Source organism: Enterobacter sp. TMH.L2, from assembly GCF_050847315.1.
Taxonomy (GTDB): domain Bacteria; phylum Pseudomonadota; class Gammaproteobacteria; order Enterobacterales; family Enterobacteriaceae; genus Cedecea.
In genome coordinates, this window is record NZ_CP193791.1 from 4,781,198 (window position 1) to 4,801,281 (window position 20,084).

The 20,084-nt window shown below is 57.1% G+C and carries 12 protein-coding genes; 8 read left to right on the top strand and 4 right to left on the bottom strand.

Annotated elements, in window-relative coordinates:
- Nucleotides 1–68 precede the first annotated feature (68 nt).
- From bcsB to ACREYP_RS22865, 6 genes are all read left to right on the top strand, one after another.
- Nucleotides 69–2,462, top strand: coding sequence for a cellulose biosynthesis cyclic di-GMP-binding regulatory protein BcsB (gene bcsB / locus ACREYP_RS22840; RefSeq protein WP_336819356.1), 2,394 nt, complete (start codon nucleotides 69–71; stop codon nucleotides 2,460–2,462).
- Nucleotides 2,463–2,467: 5 nt separating this feature from the next.
- Nucleotides 2,468–3,574, top strand: coding sequence for a cellulose synthase complex periplasmic endoglucanase BcsZ (gene bcsZ, locus ACREYP_RS22845; RefSeq protein WP_008460608.1), 1,107 nt, complete (start codon nucleotides 2,468–2,470; stop codon nucleotides 3,572–3,574).
- On the top strand, nucleotides 3,556–7,053 hold the full coding sequence (gene bcsC / locus ACREYP_RS22850; protein WP_336819357.1) for a cellulose synthase complex outer membrane protein BcsC: 3,498 nt from the start codon (nucleotides 3,556–3,558) through the stop codon (nucleotides 7,051–7,053). Before bcsZ ends, bcsC begins: the two co-directional genes overlap by 19 nt.
- 202 nt (nucleotides 7,054–7,255) lie before the next feature.
- On the top strand, nucleotides 7,256–9,241 hold the full coding sequence (hmsP, locus tag ACREYP_RS22855) for a biofilm formation regulator HmsP (RefSeq protein WP_034809980.1): 1,986 nt from the start codon (nucleotides 7,256–7,258) through the stop codon (nucleotides 9,239–9,241).
- A gap of 181 nt (nucleotides 9,242–9,422) precedes the next feature.
- A complete protein-coding gene (locus ACREYP_RS22860; RefSeq protein ID WP_008460613.1) occupies nucleotides 9,423–10,709 on the top strand; it encodes a dicarboxylate/amino acid:cation symporter in 1,287 nt (428 codons plus the stop codon).
- Nucleotides 10,710–10,985: 276 nt separating this feature from the next.
- Nucleotides 10,986–12,470, top strand: a complete 1,485-nt coding sequence (locus ACREYP_RS22865; protein WP_008460615.1) for a M16 family metallopeptidase — start codon at nucleotides 10,986–10,988, stop codon at nucleotides 12,468–12,470.
- Nucleotides 12,471–12,586: 116 nt separating this feature from the next.
- Here the strand turns inward: ACREYP_RS22865 and kdgK are convergent, their stop codons facing one another.
- Complete coding sequence (gene kdgK, locus ACREYP_RS22870) at nucleotides 12,587–13,519, bottom strand: sugar kinase (protein WP_498881050.1); 933 nt, start codon at nucleotides 13,517–13,519, stop codon at nucleotides 12,587–12,589.
- A 242-nt stretch (nucleotides 13,520–13,761) separates the two neighbouring features.
- On the opposite strand from kdgK, the gene pdeH reads away from it, so the two are divergent.
- Together pdeH and ACREYP_RS22880 are read left to right on the top strand one after the other, a co-directional pair.
- The gene (pdeH, locus tag ACREYP_RS22875; RefSeq protein ID WP_213713567.1) at nucleotides 13,762–14,535 is read left to right on the top strand and encodes a cyclic-guanylate-specific phosphodiesterase; all 774 of its coding nucleotides are present in this window, start codon (nucleotides 13,762–13,764) and stop codon (nucleotides 14,533–14,535) included.
- Between the two features lie 65 nt (nucleotides 14,536–14,600).
- On the top strand, nucleotides 14,601–16,667 hold the full coding sequence (locus ACREYP_RS22880; RefSeq protein WP_498881051.1) for an AsmA family protein: 2,067 nt from the start codon (nucleotides 14,601–14,603) through the stop codon (nucleotides 16,665–16,667).
- Between the two features lie 88 nt (nucleotides 16,668–16,755).
- Here the strand turns inward: ACREYP_RS22880 and ACREYP_RS22885 are convergent, their stop codons facing one another.
- The 3 genes from ACREYP_RS22885 to yhjD form a co-directional block, all read right to left on the bottom strand.
- Complete coding sequence (locus tag ACREYP_RS22885; protein ID WP_336818924.1) at nucleotides 16,756–18,081, bottom strand: MFS transporter; 1,326 nt, start codon at nucleotides 18,079–18,081, stop codon at nucleotides 16,756–16,758.
- 196 nt (nucleotides 18,082–18,277) lie between these two features.
- The gene (locus ACREYP_RS22890) at nucleotides 18,278–18,934 is read right to left on the bottom strand and encodes a DapH/DapD/GlmU-related protein (RefSeq protein ID WP_008460624.1); all 657 of its coding nucleotides are present in this window, start codon (nucleotides 18,932–18,934) and stop codon (nucleotides 18,278–18,280) included.
- A 90-nt stretch (nucleotides 18,935–19,024) separates the two neighbouring features.
- Nucleotides 19,025–20,083 (bottom strand): inner membrane protein YhjD, encoded by a 1,059-nt coding sequence (gene yhjD / locus ACREYP_RS22895; RefSeq protein WP_008460626.1) that lies wholly within the window; start codon nucleotides 20,081–20,083, stop codon nucleotides 19,025–19,027.
- Nucleotide 20,084 lies beyond the last annotated feature (1 nt).

Below are 20,084 nucleotides of genomic sequence, written 5' to 3' on the forward strand. Positions count from 1 at the left end.
GATGTTCTCTGGTGTTTCTTCTTTCGCCTGAGGTTTGTCAACAGCTTGATTAATTTGATGATAACGCGATGAAAAGAAAAATATCCTGGTTTTATGCAGCGGCGGTAGGCATCAGCGCCCTGCCTGTTACAGTGGCAAATTCGGCTGATTTGACGCCGGCTCCGACGGTTCCTGCCGTGGCGACGGCAAATCAGGCAGTGGTTACGCCTGCGCCGGGTTCAACCGAGGCGATCGTTCCCGCGACGCCCGCTGGCAGCGCCCCGACGGTTGGGCAAGTCTTACCGGGCGTACCTGGCGCAAATGCGCCCATCGTCGCCGAAAATGTGCCCTCCCGCGATGTGAAACTGAATTTTGCGCAAATTGCGCCGCCGCCGGGCAGCATGGTGTTGACCGGCGTGAACCCGAATGGCGGGGTAGAGTTTGGGATGCGTCGGGATGAAATCGTCTCGAAAGCGCTGCTGAACCTGGAATATACCCCTTCACCTTCGCTGCTGCCGGTGCAGTCGCAGCTTAAAGTCTATCTTAACGACGAGCTGATGGGCGTCCTGCCGGTGACCAAAGAGCAACTGGGCAAAAAGACCTTTGCACAGGTGCCGGTTGACCCGCTGTATATCACCGACTTTAACCGCGTGAGGCTGGAGTTTGTCGGCCACTACCGCGACATCTGCGAGAATCCGGCCAGCACCACGCTGTGGATGGACGTCGGTCGCAGCAGCTCGCTGGCGCTGACCTACCAGCGCCTGCCGGTTCAAAACGATCTGTCGCATTTCCCGGTGCCTTTCTTCGACTCGCGAGACGATCGCCCGCTGACGCTGCCTGTCGTTTTTGCTGCCAGCCCGGATATTGAACAGCAGCGTGCCGCCGGGATTGTCGCCTCGTGGTTTGGTTCCCATACCGCATGGCGTGGGCAGAGCTTCCCGGTGCTCTTCAATCAGTTGCCGGCCAGCAACGGGATAGTTTTTGCGACCAACGATAAGCGCCCGGACTTCCTGCGCGACCATCCTGCCGTGCAGGCGCCAACCGTTGAGATGATGACCCACCCGGATAATCCGTACGTCAAACTGCTGGTGGTGATGGGCCGTGATGATAAGGACCTCGTGCAGGCGGCAAAAGGCATTGCCCAGGGGAATATCCTGTTCCGCGGCAGCAGCGTCACCGTGGATGACGTGAAGCCCTTGCAGCCACGCGAACCTTACGATGCACCAAACTGGGTGAGAACTGACCGGCCGGTAACGCTGGGCGAGATGAAAACTTACCAGGAGCAGCTGCAGTCCAGTGGCCAGGAGCCGAGCGCCATTAGCGTGACGATGAATCTGCCGCCCGATCTCTATCTGCTGCGCAGTAACGGCATCGATCTCAACCTGAAGTATCGCTACACTGCACCGGCGATGAAAGACAGCTCGCGCATGGACATTAGCCTGAACAACCAGTTCCTGCAGTCGTTCAACCTGACGCCGAGCGAAGAGAACAATAAGCTGCTGCTGCGCCTGCCGGTGCTGCAGGGCCTGCTGGACGGCAAAACGGATGTGTCGATTCCCGCGCTGCGTCTGGGCGCCGCCAACCAGCTGCGCTTTGACTTCTCGTATATGAACCCGATGCCTGGCGGCTCGATAGAGAACTGTATTACGTTCCAGCCGGTCCAAAACCACGTCGTGGTGGAAGATGAGTCAACCATCGACTTCTCTAACTATCACCACTTTATTGCCATGCCGGATCTGCGCACCTTTGCGAATGCGGGCTTCCCGTTCAGCCGCATGGCAGATCTCTCGCAAACTATCGTGGTGGTCAGCAAAGAACCTAACCCGGCTCAGGTGACTGCGCTGCTGGACGCGCTTGGCACCATTGGTTCACAAACCGGCTTCCCTGCCGTAAACGTGGGCCTGACGGATGATGGCAGCACCATTCAGGGCAAAGATGCGGATATCATGATCATCGGCACTGTTCCGCCAACGATGAAAGATGACAAACGTATCGATCTGCTGGTTGAAGCCACGCAAAGCTGGGTGAAAACCCCGGTTCGCCAGACTCCGCTGCTGAACGGCGTTTCCGATCCCAAAGATCGCGCGGCGGATACGCAAACGGAGGTCACCTCCAAAGGCGCCATGGCCGCGATCGTCGGCTTCCAGTCGCCGTATAACGACCAGCGCAGCGTCCTTGCTTTACTGGCCGACAGCCCGCGAGGTTACGAGCTGCTGAACAATGCGCTCAACGACAGCGGCAAACGGGCGGCGATTTCCGGCTCGGTAGCGGTGATTCGTGAATCCGGTGTGGATAGCCTGCGCGTCGGCGATATTTACTATGTGGGCCACCTGCCGTGGTTCGAGCGCATCTGGTACGCGCTGTCGAACCATCCGGTGCTGCTGGCTATCTTCGCCGCGATAAGCGTCGTGCTGTTGGCCTGGGTGCTGTGGCGTATCCTGCGCATCCTTAGCCGCCGCCGTATCGATCCAGAAGACGAGTAATTACGATGAAAATCAGCGCCGCACTGCTGATGGTCGGGCTGATGCTGACAACCGTTTCCGGGCAGGCCGCCTGTAGCTGGCCTGCCTGGGAGCAGTTTAAAGCCAGCTATGTCAGCGACCAGGGCCGGGTGATCGATCCCAGCGATGAGCGCAAAATCACCACTTCTGAAGGGCAGAGCTACGCGCTTTTCTTTGCGCTGGTGGCCAACGATCGGGCGATGTTCGACAAGCTGCTGCTCTGGACGGAAAACAACCTCGCTCAGGGGGCGCTGAAAGACCATCTTCCCGCCTGGCTGTGGGGCAAAAACGACAAAGATGCGTGGACGGTTTTAGACAGCAACTCCGCCTCCGATGCCGATATGTGGATTGTCTGGAGCCTGCTTGAAGCGGGGCGTCTGTGGCATGAGCCTGCCTATAGTCGCCTCGGTGAAAAGCTGCTGAAGCGCGTGGCGAAAGAGGAAGTGATTAAAATCCCGGGGCTGGGATTCTCACTGTTGCCGGGGAGAGTGGGGTTTAATCATTCTCCTGACTGGCGGCTGAATCCAAGCTACCTTCCGCCGCAGGTACTGCAGCGAATGGTGCGTTACCGCGGCCCGTGGTCGGCCATGCAGGTGGCAAACCAAAGATTACTGCTTGAAACCGCACCCAAAGGATTTTCACCCAACTGGGCCGACTGGCGTGAAGGCAAAGGCTGGCAGTTCCAGACCGACGACGCCCGCAGCGGCAGCTATGACTCAATCCGCGTCTACATGTGGATTGGCATGATGGCCGACGACGCACCGCACAAAGCCGCGCTGCTGAAGGCCTTCCAGCCCATGGCAGATATCACCATCAAACAAGGTTTGCCGCCGGAAAAAGTCGATGTGCAAACCGGCAGCGTTCAGGGCAATGGCCCAGTGGGATTCTCCGCCGCCATGCTGCCTTTTTTACAGGATAGCGAAGCGCGGGACGTGCAGCGTCAGCGGGTGAAAGATAATTTCCCCCAGGCTGATGCCTATTACAGCTATGTTTTAACGCTCTTTGGTCAGGGATGGGATCAAAATCGTTTTCGCTTCAATTCTCGGGGTGAATTAATCCCTCGCTGGGGTCAGGTATGCGCAAGTTCTCATTAAGTTTCGTCACTCTCTCATTGGGCATGGCGCTGATGCCGATGGCTCAGGCCGCGTTGACGCCCCAGCAGCAGTTGCTGGAGCAGGTGAGGATGGGTGAGGCCAGCAAACGCGAAGATATTGTGCGTCAGTCGCTGTCCAGGCTGGAGCTGATGGCACCGGACGATCCGGACGTGATTGCGGCCCGCATGCGCTACCTGCTGCGCCAGGGGGATAACGCCGGGGCGAAAGCACAGCTTGAGCGTCTGGCAAAACTGGCCCCCGGTTCCGCCGAATATAAACAGTCGCAGGTCACGATGATGCTGACCGGCGCGGATGGCCGCCAGCAGCTGCAGCAGGCCCGTTTATTAGCGACCAGCGGGCATACCGAACAGGCTATTGCCGCCTATGAAAAGCTGTTTGACGGCAATCCACCCGAAGGGGATTTAGCGATTGAATACTGGATGCTGATGGCGAAGCGCCCGGCAACCACCAACCAGGCGATCGATAAACTGAAAGCGCTGGATGCCGCTGCGCCGGGGAACGGCGAACTGCGTGGCAATCTGGCGCGGCTGATGTTTGCCAACGGCCGCAGCGCCGAGGCTTATCAGGTGCTTGAGCAAATGGCGAAATCCAACGGCAGCCGGGAAGACGCGGCGGCTTTATGGTATGGCCAAATCAGCAACTTACCGACAGGGCCACAAAGCGTCGCGGCCCTGCAGCGTTTTCTTAATGTCTTTACCGAAGGCGATACGGTGGCCACCGCGCGTGACAGGCTGGCGCAGCAGCAAAAACAGTTGTCTGACCCGGCTTTCCTCGCCCGGGCAAAAGGGCTGGAAGACGTGGGCGGTGGTCGCGGGAACCAGGCCATTCCGCAGCTGAAAGAGGCGTTAAGCTCGAAGCAAAACGATAGCGAAGTGGTTGGCGCCCTGGGGCAGGCTTATTCTCAGCAGGGAAAACGCGCCCTCGCGGTACAGCAGTTTGAGAAAGCCATTCAGATGGACCCGCAAAGCGACAACCGGGGCAAGTGGGACAGCTTGTTAAAAACCAACCGCTACTGGCTGTTGATTGAACAAGGTGATGCTCAGCTCAAAGCCAATAACCCGGATGCCGCGCTGCAGAAGTACCAGCAGGCGCAGAGGGTGGATAACACCGACAGCTACGCGGTGCTGGGCTTTGGCGATGTGGCCGTTGCCAAAAAAGATGATGCCAGCGCGGAGCGTTATTATCAGCAGGCGCTGCGCATGGATCGCGGGAACAGCAACGCGATTCGTGGCCTGGCGAACGTGTACCGCCGCCAGTCGCCGGCGCGAGCAACGGCGTATATTCAGAGCCTTTCGGCCAGCCAACGCAAAAGTATTGATGATATTGAACGTAGCCTGGCCGGCGAGCGGCTGGAGCAGCAGGCCACCGCGCTGGAAAGCCAGGGGCAGTGGGCAAAAGCGGCAGAGATCCAGCGCCAGCGGCTCAAACTCGACCCGGACAGCGTGTGGATCACCTACCGCCTGTCGAACGATCTCTATGCCGCCGGAAAACACAGCGAGGCAGACAGCCTGATGCGCGGCCTGGCCCAGCGCAAGCCCGGCGACCCGGAGCAGGTCTTCGCTTACGGCCTTTATCTCTCAGGTAATAACCACGATGCGGCGGCGCTAAGCCACCTCAATACGCTGCCCAAAGCGCAGTGGACCGACAATATTCATGAGCTTGCTGACCGGCTGCAGTTTAACGAAGTGATGCAAACGGCTACCCGGCTGCGGGACAGCGGCAAAGAAAAAGACGCCATTACGCTGCTTCAGCAGCAGACGCCGTCCGATCGCGTCGACTTAACGCTGGCCGACTGGGCCGCCGAACGTGGCGATCGCCCCACGGCGAAAGCGCAGTATCAGAAAGTCCTGCAGCGTTCACCCGGCAACGAAGATGCGCTGTTAGGGTTAACCGAGGTGCTGATTGCCGAGGGGGATAAACCTCAGGCCCGCGATCTGCTAGCGAAGCTGCAGAAAGCGCCGGCGGGTGAAACACCGTCCATCAATACGCAACGCCGCGTGGCGAACGCCTGGGCTGCCCTGGGCGACAACGCAAAAGCCGCGCAAACCTACGCGCCAATTCTGGTTGCGGCGAAAAGCCAGCTGCCGTCGATGGAAAGCGCGCTGGTGATGCGTGATGCCGCGCGTTTCCAGGCCGCCAGCGGCCAGCCGCAGCAGGCGCTGGAGACTTACAAAGACGCTATGGTCTCCTCGGGGGTTGCCCAACAGCGCCCGCAGGATAACGACACCTTCACTCGCCTGACCCGCAACGATGAGAAAGACGACTGGCTGAAGCGGGGCGTGCGCAGCGATGCCGCCGATCTTTACCGCCAGCAGGATGTAAACGTGACGCTTGACCACGAATACTGGGGCTCAAGCGGCACGCCAGGTTATTCCGATCTGAAAGCACATACCACGATGCTGCAGGTGGACGCTCCGCTTAGCGACGGACGGATGTGGTTCCGTACCGATCTGGTGAATATGAGTGCTGGCTCGTTCAAAGATAACGGCGGGGGTTACAACGAGCGCTGGGGCACCTGTGCGGAGCACAACTGTTTCGGCAACACAAATCAGAGTGGCAACGGCGCAAGCGTGGCCGTTGGCTGGAAAAACAATACCTGGCAAACGGACATTGGCACCACGCCGATGGGCTTTGACGTCGTGGATGTCGTGGGTGGCGTGAGCTACAGCAACGACCTCGGGCCTATTGGCTATACCGTCAATGCGCATCGTCGGCCTATCTCCAGCTCGCTGCTCTCCTTCGGCGGGCAGCGGGATCCGAATACCAATAAAGTGTGGGGTGGCGTTCGCGCTAACGGCGGCGGTATCAGCCTGAGCTACGACAAGGGCGAAGCTAACGGCGTCTGGTCCAGCCTGAGCGCGGACACGCTGACCGGTAAAAACGTGGCCGATAACTGGCGCGTGCGCTGGATGACGGGCTACTACTACAAGCTGATTAACGAGAATAATCAGCGGCTAACCGTGGGCCTGACCAATATGGTCTGGCACTACGAAAAAGACCTCAGCGACTACTTCCTCGGCCAGGGCGGCTATTACAGCCCGCAAAAATACGTGTCGTTTGCCGTGCCGGTCATCTGGCGTAAACGTACCGAAAACTGGTCCTGGGAACTGGGCGCTTCCGGCTCCTGGTCTTACTCCCACAGCAATGCGGGCCAGCGCTATCCGCTGCGTAACCTCGTGCCAAATAACACGAACCCCTACCCGGACGATCCAGAGGGCTACCCGGACCGCAATGACACCTTCTCGGGCAGCAGCAGCAATGGTTTCGGTTATACGGCCAGAGCGTTGGTTGAACGGCGGATCAACTCGCACTGGTCAATCGGTGCCGGGATTGATATTCAGCAGGCCAAGGACTACACCCCAAGCCACGCGTTGATTTTCGTGCGCTACTCCATGGCGGGCTGGCAGGGCGATATGGATATGCCGCCGCAGCCGCTGGTGCCTTACGCGGACTTCTGATTAGCGGTGACGCAGAGCGGCGGGTTAGCCCGCCGTTTGTGTTTTTTTACTCAGAATTCGGCGCAAAGTTGCCCATAAATGCAGAATTACCCGATTCTCCTGAGGTCAGGATTAAAAAGAGCGGCAATGCAGTATACTCTGCGGGCATAAGAATATCCTGATGCCGGGCGTGGCGCAGGTTAAGCAAAAGCGGAGAGTCAGCTTGCGAGTCAGTCGTTCCCTAACGATAAAACAGATGGCGATGGTGTCAGCCGTGGCCCTGGCGTTTATTTTCATTTTTATCGTCATTCAGCTGTTCCATTTTGTGCAGCAAAACCGCTACGACACCGCCACGCAAATGGAGAAAATCGCCCACTCCGTGCGTCTTCCGCTGTCTGAGGCCATTTTGCGGGCGGATATTCCGCAGGCCGAGGCTATTCTTCAGCAGATCCAACCTTCGGGCATCATCAGCCGAGCCGACGTCGTGCTGCCCAATCAGTTCCAGGCGCTTCGCATTAGCTTTATGCCGGAGCACCAAATCCCGATGCTCATCACCCGCGTGTTTGAGCTGCCGGTGCAGATTTCCCTGCCGCTTTATTCCCTCGAACGCCCGGCAAACCCGCAGCCGCTGGCTTACCTGGTGCTACAGGCTGATTCCTGGCGCATGTACCGCATTATCATCAGCACGATTTCCACTCTGCTGACCACCTATTTGCTGCTGGCGCTGATTTTGACCGTGGCGATCAGCTGGTGCATTAACCGGCTGGTGGTGCATCCGATCCGCAAGATTAGCCGCGAGCTGAGTAACCTGAATCCTCAGCAAGCGGGTGAGCACCAGCTCACGCTGCCGCCGCTGCACCATGACGATGAGATTGGCATGCTGGTACGCAGCTATAACCGCAATCAGCAGGTTGCCCAGCGTCTTCAGCAGCAAATGAACGCGTTGAGTACCCATCATCCGGTCACGGAGCTGCCAAATAAGGCGCTGCTGATGGCGCTGATTGAGCAGATGGTGGCGAACGAGAAACGCGGCGCATTGATGTTAATCGGGAGCGAAACGCTCCAGGATGCGGCCGGCGTGCTGAACGAAGAGCAGCGCGAGATGCTGCTGTTGACGCTGGTCGAGAAAATTAAACCCGTGTTGCCGACCAACGCGGTCCTGGCCCAGCTCAGTCAGAATGATTTTGGGCTGCTGCTCTATGGCGTCAGCGACCCGTGGAATGCCATGACGCTGGCACAGAAAATCATGGAAACGCTCAACGCCCGTTTGCCCGTTCAGGCATTGCAACTGAAACCGACCGCCAGCATTGGCATTGCGATGTTCAGAGGGGGCCTCGATGCAGAACAGCTTTATCGCCGGGCGGCTTCGGCAACGCTTGCGGCTCGCCGCTTCGGGAAAAACCAAATTCAGTTCTTCGACCCCGATCAGATGGAGATAGCCCAGCAGCGCCTGACCGAAGAGCACGATATTTTGAATGCGCTTGAGAAGCATCAGTTTGCTATCTGGCTACAGCCGCAGGTGGATATGCGTGACGGAAGCGTGGTCAGTGCCGAAGTCCTGCTGCGCCAGCGTCAGGCTGACGGTAGCTGGAGCCTGCCGGAAGGGCTGATTGAGCGTATTGAAGCCTGCGGGCTGATGATTACCGTCGGTAGCTGGATCCTCGAGGAGTCCTGTCGCACGCTGTCTGCCTGGCAAAGCCGGGGTGTTACGCTGCCGCTGTGCGTCAACCTCTCCGCGCTCCAGCTGCTGCATGAAGCCATGGTGCCTTCGCTCCTGGAGCTGCTCAGACGTTACCGAATCCAGCCCGGCACGCTGATTCTTGAAGTTACCGAGAGCCGCCGCATTGATGATCCACAGGCGGCGGTCAATATCCTGCGGCCGCTCCGCCAGGCCGGGGTGCGTATTGCGCTGGATGATTTTGGTATGGGTTACGCCAGCCTGCACCATCTGCACCACATGAAAGCGCTGCCGATTGACGTGCTGAAGATAGACAAAAGCTTCATCGAAGGGCTGCCGGAAGATAACGCGATGGTGGGCGTGATTATCGCGATGGCCAAAGCCCTGGATCTGAAAGTGGTGGCTGAAGGCGTGGAACAAGAAGCGCAGCGCGAATGGCTGGTGCAGCAGGGGGTTATCTATGCCCAGGGGTTCCTGTATGCCAAAGCGCGCACCCTCGAGCAGTTTGAACGTGAATTTCTTACTGCGTAAATGAAAAACAATAGTTACAAATGTTAAGAGCTGGATCGGTTCAGTTCAAGTTTTTAACAGTTCCGTTAACAAAATCGATCCAGGCCACTTCTGCGTTTTTTTTAGGGTGATATGTTGAGTGCCGCAGTCATACCGGTTCCTGAGCCGGGGCTGCGGTTACTCTCCGTTCAAGGATACTCTAATGAAAACCTCACTCTTCAAAAGTCTGTATTTTCAGGTGCTGACCGCAATTGCCATCGGCATTTTGCTGGGTCACTTTTACCCGGAATTGGGTGCCCAAATGAAACCGTTTGGCGACGCGTTCGTTAAACTGATTAAAATGATTATTGCGCCCGTCATCTTCTGCACCGTGGTGACCGGGATCGCTGGCATGGAAAGCATGAAAGCCGTAGGCCGTACCGGCGCGGTAGCGTTACTTTATTTTGAAATTGTCAGCACGATTGCGCTGATTATCGGGCTGGTTGTGGTTAACGTGCTGCAGCCAGGCGCCGGCATGAACGTGGACCCGGCGACGCTGGATGCCAAAGCGGTTGCGGTTTACGCTGAACAAGCTCAGCAGCAGGGCGTTATTGCCTTCTTGCTGGACGTGATCCCAGGTAGCGTGATTGGTGCGTTTGCCAGCGGGAATATCCTGCAGGTGCTGCTGTTTGCCGTTCTGTTTGGCTTTGCCCTGCATCGCCTGGGCCACAAGGGGCAGATGATCTTTAACGTCATCGAAAGCTTCTCTCAGGTTATCTTCGGCATCATCAACATGATCATGCGCCTGGCGCCTATCGGGGCGTTTGGGGCCATGGCGTTCACCATCGGTAAGTACGGCGTAGGTTCTCTGGTGCAGCTGGGCCAGTTGATCGTCTGCTTCTACATCACCTGCCTGCTGTTTGTGATTCTGGTCCTGGGCTCCATCGCCCGCGCGACGGGCTTTAGCATCTTCAAGTTCATTCGCTATATCAAAGAAGAGCTGCTGATTGTACTGGGGACATCGTCTTCCGAGTCCGTTCTGCCGCGTATGCTCGATAAGATGGAGAAGCTGGGCTGCCGTAAATCCGTTGTGGGCCTGGTCATTCCAACCGGCTACTCCTTCAACCTGGACGGCACCTCGATTTACCTGACAATGGCGGCGGTGTTTATCGCTCAGGCGACCAACAGCCACATGGATATCTTCCATCAGATCACGCTGTTGGTTGTGCTGCTGCTCTCTTCTAAAGGGGCTGCAGGCGTGACGGGAAGCGGCTTTATCGTGCTGGCGGCAACCATTTCTGCGGTAGGCCATCTGCCGGTTGCGGGTCTGGCGCTGATTCTGGGTATCGACCGCTTCATGTCCGAAGCGCGCGCGCTGACCAACCTGGTCGGTAACGGCGTGGCGACCGTCGTTGTCGCGAAATGGGTAAAACAGCTGGATGAAAAGCAACTTCATCAGCAGCTGGATAATCCAAAATCTGACAAAAAAGTGACCGAAGTCTCCCACTAATCCGACCAATTGCCCGCAGCGACTTGCCCTCGCTGCGGGCGACTCTGCATAATCCCCCTAATACCCGTCATACTTCATCCTGCAGGTGTGTTAATTACCGCCTACCTGCAGCTCGAATTATTTAGGGTCTTTATTCTCTATTTTTCACTTTCTTACGTGACGTTTTCGCAGAAATGCGGTCAAACGGATTGGTGAAACGTCACCTATGTCGGTCTGCGGACGTCGAATGCCGCGCCGATGTGCTACTTTTAACCAGGATTGTTTTTAGGGGTTCACATGCAGGGCACCAAGATTCGACTTTTAGCTGGCGGGTTGCTATTAGCCGCAACGGCCAGCAACGTGCAGGCAGAAGCGCTCCAGCCGGACCCGGCCTGGCAACAGGGAACGCTTTCTAACGGCTTCCAGTGGCAGGTTTTGGCCACCCCCCAGCGCCCAAGTGACCGCGTTGAAATTCGCCTGATGGTGAATAGCGGTTCACTCACAGAGACCGCCCAACAAAGCGGTTACAGCCACTTTTTACCGCGCATGCTGTTGACGCAGACCGGCGGTCTGCCGACGAGCCAGGCGCGTTCGTTATGGCACCAAAGCAGCGACCCGGAGCGTCCACTTCCTCCGGCTATCGTCTCCTATGACTTCACGCTGTTTAACTTAAGCTTGCCTAATAACCGCAATGATTTGCTGAAAGAAGCGCTGACGTTTATGTCGACCAATATCGGGTCACTGGCCGTGACGCCGGCAACCGTCACCGCGGCACTGCATGTGCCGGATATGGTCGCAACCTGGCCGATGAACACCAAAGACAGCTGGTGGCGCTACCGCCTGAAAGGCTCCACGCTGCTTGGCCACGATCCGGCTGATAATCTCAAGCGCCCGGTTGATGCCGCGCAGCTGAAAGCGTTTTACGACAAGTGGTACACCCCGGATGCCATGACCCTCATCGTGGTGGGTAATGTGGATAGCCGCAGCGTGGCGGAGCAAATCAACAAAACCTTCGGTGAGCTAAAAGGCAAGCGCGACACGCCTGCGCCTGTGCCAACGCTTTCCCCGCTTAACCCTGAGCCGGTGAGCCTGATGACCGACAGCGTGCGTCAGGACAGGTTGTCCCTGATGTGGGACAACAGCTGGCAGCCGATTCGTGAGTCTGCGGCGCTGCTGCGCTACTGGCGTGCCGACCTGGCCCGTGAAGCGCTGTTCTGGAATGTGCAGCAAAGCCTGAGCAAAAATGGCGTTAAAGACCTCAATCTGAGCTTTGATTGCCGCGTGCTTTATCTGCGCGCCCAGTGCGGGATCAACATTGAATCCCCGAACGATAAGCTGAACGCCAGCCTTACCAGCGTCGGGCGTGAACTGTTGAGAGTGCGCGATAAGGGGTTGTCTCAGGAAGAATTCGACGCGCTGATAGCGCAGAAAAAGAATGAGCTGACGAAGCTGTTTGCTACCTACGCGCGCACCGACACCGACGTGCTGATAAGCCAGCGTTTGCGTTCGCTGCAGAATCAGGTGGTTGATATTGCACCGGAGCAGTACCAGAAGCTCCGGCAGGACTTCCTCGACAGCCTGACCGTGTCGATGCTCAATCAGGATCTGCGTCAGCAGCTGTCTCAGGAGATGTCGATGGTGCTGCTGCAGCCTAAAGGCGAACCTGAGTACAACATGAAGGAGCTGAAAGAGACGTGGGATAAGGTGATGGTGCCGGCTGCGCCGCCGCCGGTGACGGACGATCCTAAGCCGGAAGTATCGGATATTCCACCGGCTTCTTAGCGGTGGGATTGCCCCTCACCCCGCCCCTCTCCCCGCAGGGATGAGGGGGAACTTGCGCAGACATTTTCTTTTCGTCCCCTCTCCCTTCCAGGGTTAGGGTGAGGGTGAGGGTCATCTTATTGGGGCATTGCATCCAGCGGGATAATCGCCCCGCGATATTGAATCACCGTGCCCGCCGTCAAATGGCCGCGCTTCGCGGCTTCTTCTGCTGTACCCCCGGTTAACCGCACCGCCAGATAACCCGCGCTAAAGGAATCTCCTGCCGCGGTGGTGTCCAAGATTTTTTCTTTTGCCAGACGAAGCGCCGGGACGTCGAGTAGATCCTCGCCGCTGACCGAGACCAGGCAAGACTCAGCGCCTCGTTTGATAACCACTTCTTCTACGCCAGCAGCATGCGTCCGGCGAATCACTTCCTCTGCCGGGACTACGCCCCATAGCGCGTCTTCGTCGTCCAGCGTCAGAAACGCAATATCCGTGCAGGCCAGCATTTGCCGGTAAACACGCTGTGTCTCTTCCGGGCTGGTCCATAAGCGTGGCCGATAGTTATTGTCGAAAATGACTTTGCAGCCGTTCGATCTGGCCTGCTTCAGCATCGCGAAAAGCTTCTCCCGGCTGGCGTTATTGAGGATGGCCAGGCTAATGCCGCTCAGGTAGAGATAATCAAACCGGGCCAGTTCCGCACATATTTCGTCTGAACGCTCGCTTTCCAGCCAGAACCGCGCCGCTGCTTCGTTACGCCAGTAGTAGAACGTCCGCTCACCGTGGCTATCGGTCTCGATGTAATACAGGCCCGGAAGGCGGTGCTCCAGGCGCTGAATCAATGCCGTGTGCAGGTGTTCCCGTTGCCAGGTGTCCAGCATTTGCTGGCTAAAACTGTCCTCGCCGAGCGCGGTGACATAATGCACTTCCAGCGCGCCTTCGCTGACCTGGCGGGCGAGGTAAACCGAGGTATTTAAGGTATCGCCTCCGAAGCCGCGATGCAGCTGGGCCCCACTTTGAGACAGTTCGATCATGCATTCGCCGATCACGGCAATTTTCTGAGTGAGCATAAGATACCTGGCGGTTAAATGAACAAAAACGCTGTTTTTCGCATTCTCCGCTGTGGCGAAAAGTGAGTCAAACATTTTAAAACGGCGTTTTGAAAATATTTGATGTACGCCAGGTTATTGTGATTGTGACAAAAATCGCTCCGGCGCATTTTGCTGCGAAAGCGAGCATAAAGTTCTCTATTCCGACGCCGATAACCTTTCGACGAGCCATGTAGCGTTATCAGGGCAAACAGGATGTACAGATGAAGTTGAAGCAGATCACTCACCGGCTGCATACGCTTGAGGCGAGCGTTGAAAGTTTGCAGGAGCGACGATTCTGGCTGCAATGCCAGCGCCGCTACACCTTTCAGCCGATTTACAAAACAGACGGAAAATTGATGGCAGTTGAACTGCTGACGGTGGTCACGCATCCGGCTGAGGCTGACGTACGTATCCCGCCTGACCGCTATTTCTCTGCGATCCCCAGCCGCCAGCGTCTTGCGGTGGTGGAAGAGCAACTGCGTCTGCTGGAAGACTGGGCGCAGACCTTCATCGGTCACGGCATACTGGCCTCGGTGAACGTCGATGGCCCCACTTTAATTGCCATGAAGCAGCATCAGCCGATTCTTGATCTGATCGCCAAACTGCCGTGGGTACGTTTTGAACTTGTGGAGCACATTAACCTGCCGCAGGCGGCAACGCTGGCCGGCATGCACGAGTTTGGCCCGCTCTGGCTTGATGATTTTGGTACTGGCCTGGCTAACTTCTCCGCGCTGAGCGAAGTCCGCTACGACTATATCAAAGTGGCGCGCGAGCTTTTCATCATGCTACGAAAAAGCGATGAAGGGCGGAATTTATTTACCATGCTGCTGCAATTAATGAACCGCTACTGCAAGGGTGTGATTGTAGAAGGCATTGAAACGGTTGAAGAATGGCGAGATGTTCAATCTTCGCCTGCTTATGCGGCACAAGGTTATTTCCTGTCGCGCCCTGTCCCCTTCGAAAACCTGGAAAACGTTCTGATTCGCCTCCCCTGATGTCGTTTCGGTCACGCTGAACTATCTTTTAGTCAGGTAGACCAACATCAGGAGAGGTAAGAAGGATGACAAAAACGGGTAAAATTAGCAGCACAGTCGCCGGGATTTTCTTGTTGTTGGTTGTCGTAGCGATCGTGGCGATCGCCACGTTTGACTGGAACCGGCTGAAACCAACCATCAACCAAAAAGTCTCGACAGAGCTGAACCGCCCCTTTGCCATTCGCGGCGATTTAGGGGTGGTTTGGGCACGAAATAAAGACGAGCCCGGCTGGCGCAGCTGGGTGCCTTGGCCACACGTTCATGCCGAAGACATCCTGCTTGGTAACCCACCTGACATCCCCGAAGTCACCATGGTTCATCTGCCCAGCGTCGAGGCAACGCTCGCCCCGCTTTCGCTGTTAACCAAAACGGTTTATATCCCCTGGCTTCGCCTGGTTGAGCCGGATGTCCGTATTATCCGGCTGTCGGACAAAAACAATAACTGGACCTTTAACCTTGCCAGTGCTGGCGGCAGCGATCCCAATCAAAAACCCTCCGGCTGGTCCTTCCGGCTCGACAAGATCCTGTTTGATAAAGGCCGGATCGCCGTGGACGATAAAGTGACCAAGGCGGCGCTAACGATCCTGGTTGATCCTTTGGGTAAACCGCTGCCGTTTAGCGAAGTGTCCGGCCAAAAGCCACAGGGCAAAGATGCGGCGAAAGCGGCAGATTACGTTTTCGGCCTGAAAGTGAATGGCCGCTACAACGGCCAGCCGGTGGAGGGCAGCGGTAAAATTGGCGGTATGCTGGCGCTGCGTAGCGAGGGCGATAGCGCATTCCCGGTGCAGGCAGACGTGCGTTCGGGGACATCGCGAGTGGCCTTCGTTGGCACCGTTAACGATCCGATGAAAATGGGAGGCGTCGATCTCAGGCTCAAGTTCTCCGGCGATTCCCTCGGGAATCTTTACGCGCTGACCGGCGTGCTGCTGCCGGATACGCCTCCGTTTGAAACGGACGGCCATCTGCTGGCAAAAATCGACACGGATAAAGGCTCGGTCTTCCGCTATCAGGATTTTAACGGGCGCATTGGCGACAGCGATATCCACGGTTCCCTGACCTACAGCCAGAGTAAACCCCGGCCTAAACTTGAGGGCGATTTAGTCTCTAAACAGCTGCGACTGGCCGATTTAGGGCCGCTGATTGGCGTTGATTCCGGGAAGGATGCCGAAAAGACGAAAAAAGCCAGACAGCAGCGGGGCGACAGGACGGTGCAGCCAGCCGATAAAGTGCTGCCTTACGATCGCTTTGAAACGGACAAATGGAACGTGATGGATGCCGATGTACGCTTTAAAGGGCAGCGCATTGAACACAGCGGCACGCTGCCGCTGAGCGACCTCACCACCCACGTGATCCTGAATAACGCTGACCTGCGCCTGCAGCCGCTGAAATTCGGCATGGCGGGCGGCTCCATCAATGCCAACATCCACCTTGAGGGCGATAAAAAGCCGATGCAGGGGAAAGCGGATATTCAGGCGCGTCGTCTGCAGCTGAAGCAGCTTATGCCGAAGGTTGAGTCGATGCAGAAAACGCTGGGCGAGCTGAACGGCGATGCCAATCTGAGCGGACGCGGTAACTCAGTCGCGGCGCTGATGGGCACCAGTAACGGCAGCCTGAAGCTGTTGATGAACGACGGGCTTATCAGCCGTAACCTGATGGAAATCGTTGGCCTTAACGTGGGCAACTACATTGTCGGCAAGATTTTTGGCGATGATGAGGTGCGGATCAACTGCGCCGCTGCGAACCTGGATTTACGCAACGGAATTGCGACGCCGAGAATTTTTGCCTTTGATACTGAAAATGCGCTTATCAACGTCACCGGCAGCACAAACTTTGCCAGCGAACGTCTGGATCTGACCATCGATCCGGAGAGCAAAGGGATTCGTATTATCACTCTGCGTTCTCCGCTCTATGTGCGCGGCACGTTTAAGAGCCCGGATGCGGGCGTGAAGCCGGGGCCATTGATTATTCGTGGCGCAGTGGCTGCGGCGCTTGCCACGCTGGTCACTCCGGCGGCGGCGCTGGCCGCGCTGATCTCGCCTTCTGAAGGAAGTGATAATCAGTGCCGGACGATTTTGGGGCAGATGAAGAAGTAAGGCTGCCCCTCACCTCGGCCCTCTTCCCAGAGGGGCGAGGGGGCATCGTAATCCCCTCTCCCTTTTAGAGAGAGGGTGAGGGTAAAAATTACAGCGACTGGTGGCGGGTCTCTTTACTCAGCAGCAGCGCAATCAGCGTCAGTGCGGACATCGCCGCCAGATACACGCCGACATAGAACAGGCCATAATTAGCCTGTAGCCAGGTGGCGATATACGGTGCGACAGAGGCGCCAAGAATGGACGCGACGTTGTAAGAGAATGACGCGCCGGTGTAGCGGACTTCCGTCGGGAACATCTCCGGCAGCAGCGCACCCATCGGGCCAAAGGTCAGCCCCATCAGGCTCAGGCCAATCAGCAGGTAGGCCATCACCAGCGCCTGGTTCCCGGAACCCAGCAGCGGCGGGAAGACGAACAGCGCAAACAGAATCATCAGGCTGGTGATCACAATCATGCTCTTGCGGCGGCCAAAAGCATCCGCCAGATAGCCCGCAATCGGCACCATCACGCCAAAGCCAATCACCGCCATCATCAGCATCCACAGCACCTCATTGCGCGAGAAGCCCAGTCCCGCCGGAACGGGCGCGGTGCTGAAGGTCATGGAATAGACCGTCATGATATAGAACAGCGTATAGGTCGCCAGCATGATGAAGGTACCGAGGATCGTCGCCTTCAAATGTTTGGTCAGCAGAGTGCCCAGCGGGACTTTAACCTGCTTCCCGGCTTTGGCAATCTTCGCGAATACTGGCGTTTCATGCAGCGAAACGCGGACATAAAGCCCGATAATGACCAGCACCGCAGAGAGAATGAACGGCACGCGCCAGCCCCAGGACATGAACTGTTCGTCGGTCAGCAGCCATGAAAGCAGCAGGAAGGTGCCGTTGGCGAAGAAGAAGCCTATCGGCGCACCCAACTGCGGGAAAGAACCGTACAGCGCGCGTTTGTGCGGCGGGGCGTTCTCCGTGGCCAGCAATGCCGCGCCACCCCATTCACCGCCCAGGCCAAGACCCTGGCCAAAACGGGCCAGCGCCAGCAGAAGCGGGGCGAAGATACCGATGCTGGCATAGCCCGGCAGCAGGCCGATGACAACGGTCGAGATCCCCATCGTGAGCAGGGAAGCGACCAGCGTGACTTTGCGACCGACGCGGTCACCGAAATGACCGAATAGCGCTGAACCAATCGGACGAGCCACAAAGGCGATGGCAAAAGTGGCGAGAGACTGTAGCGTGGCAGCCGTCGGGTCACCCTGCGGGAAAAAGATGTGCGGGAAGACAATCACCGCCGCGGTGGCATAGATATAGAAGTCGAAGAATTCGATGGCCGTGCCGACCAGCGAAGCAACAACGACTTTTCCGCGTGAGTTTACGGGCGTAGCGTCAGCCCCGGTATCGAGAGTTGTGGCAACGGATGCTTGCATAGATTTTTCTTATTTATGGCGAACGAAAGTCCATTTACGCATAGCAAAAGAAGCATTTCAACGCGCCGCACCGGGCGAAATGGCTCAAAAAACGCGCATTAAGTGGATAATTTTTAAGCCTGCCCGTAACCTTCTATGAAATGCTTCACAAAATTTTCAAAATAGAGAATAAAACTGGTTTTAGGTTAAATAAAAGTTACCAGTTAGATTTATCTGCTGAGTTGGTCGGCTTGTCCCAGCGAGCGCAAAAACTGGCTATCTCACCGGATTGAAATTCCGGCAGGTGCGCCATTAATTTCTCCAGCGGCCAGTCCCACCAGGCGATGCGCCCCAGGCTTTCAGCCACCTCCTGCGGGAAACGGCTGCGAATAGGTTTCGCTGGCACGCCGCCAACGATGGTGTACGGCGGCACATCTTTGCTGACCACCGCGCCCGCGGCCAGTACAGCGCCGTCACCTACTGTCACGCCGGGCAGGACGATAACACCGTGGCCAATCCACACGTCGTTACCAATTATCACCCGGTCCTCGCGGCGATGCGCAAAGAATGAGGTATCCCGACCAACATCAGTGGCGTAGTACTCGGGGCAGTAGGTAAAGCGGTGCTGTGACGGGCGATCCATCGGGTGATTGGGGGCGCCAAGTCGAACGTGGTTGGCAATGGCGGTGAATTTACCGATCTCGCTGTCGGCTACGCAGCAGTGTTCCCCGAGGTAGGAGAAGTCGCCGAGGGTGCTGTATTCCAGCACGCTGTTGGCGAGTACTTCACACTGTTCGCCGATGTGTGTTTCGCGCAGGCGAACGCTGGGGTCAATAACGGTTTTTTGGAGTTTGGGTACGGAGGCAGTTGTCATGGCATGTTCTCTGGTCGGAGGTTTAGACAAGTGGACCTGCTAACCTGAAGGTCGGCAGGTCACCTATCCTGACCGGAAATCATGACAGGATTATTTATGCGTTTTTCCCGGCATCCTCGGGTCGTCTTTGTATTCTGCGGTGGCAATCCAGGCCGCGCAGAACAGCGTCAGGCGGGCGAAGAAGTAGAAGAAGGCCATCAGCCCCAGCACCGAGCCAAAAGCGGCCCCGGAAGGGGAACTGACGAGCTTCGGCAGGCTGTAGGTCATGATGATTTTGATCACCTCAAAGCCGATGGCCGCAATCAGCGTGCCGCGAATCAGCGCCTTGCGGCGTGGGCGATGGCGCGGCAGACGCCAGAAGATCCAGAAGAACAGCAGATAGTTGGCAAAAATAGAAATCGCCAGGCCGACCAGATGCCAGACCGGTTTCAGCCATTCGATATCGCCCAGGTGCAGCAGGCCGATCAGCAGCGTCTGGGCCGAGCCGGAAATCGAGGTAATAGACAGGGTAACGATCAGCGCAATCAGCAGTCCAATCAATGAGATAAAATCACGCAGGTATTTTACCCAGAATTTTTCCTGATCCTGCGGGCTACGTTCCCACTTATCCCGCGACTGAGCGCGCACCGCTTCACGCAGGTTGCCCATCCAGTTAATGCCGGAGTAAAGCGCAATCAGCAGCCCGACCAGGCCAACGGTGGTGCGCTGCTGAACCGCGGTATTGATGGTGTTTTTCAGGGTGGCGGCAAGCGTCGGGTCACTGACGTTCTCAAGGATTTTGGCAAAAATGTCTTCGAGCAGCGTCGGGTGAGAGGCAAGCACATACCCGCCTGCCGCGAAGGCCACCATCATGATGGGGATCAGCGACAGAAACGAGAAGTAGGTAATGGCGGCGCCAAACTGATTCCCCAGCCGGTCGTTAAAGCGTTCTGCGGCGCGGAGCAGGTGGGCAACCATCGGCTGCCTGACCGTTTTGTTGACCGCGGATATGGTGCTGTTCACCGCGGCGTTACTGGTTTTAAGCTTCACCAGCGGTTCATTCTCAGCGGGCTCGCCTGGGGCTTCATCCTGCTGGGTTTCGATAGGTATAACAGGCTCATACTCGAGCTCGTGGGTTGGGCGTTTTTCGCGGTTATCCGGCGTCGTCATC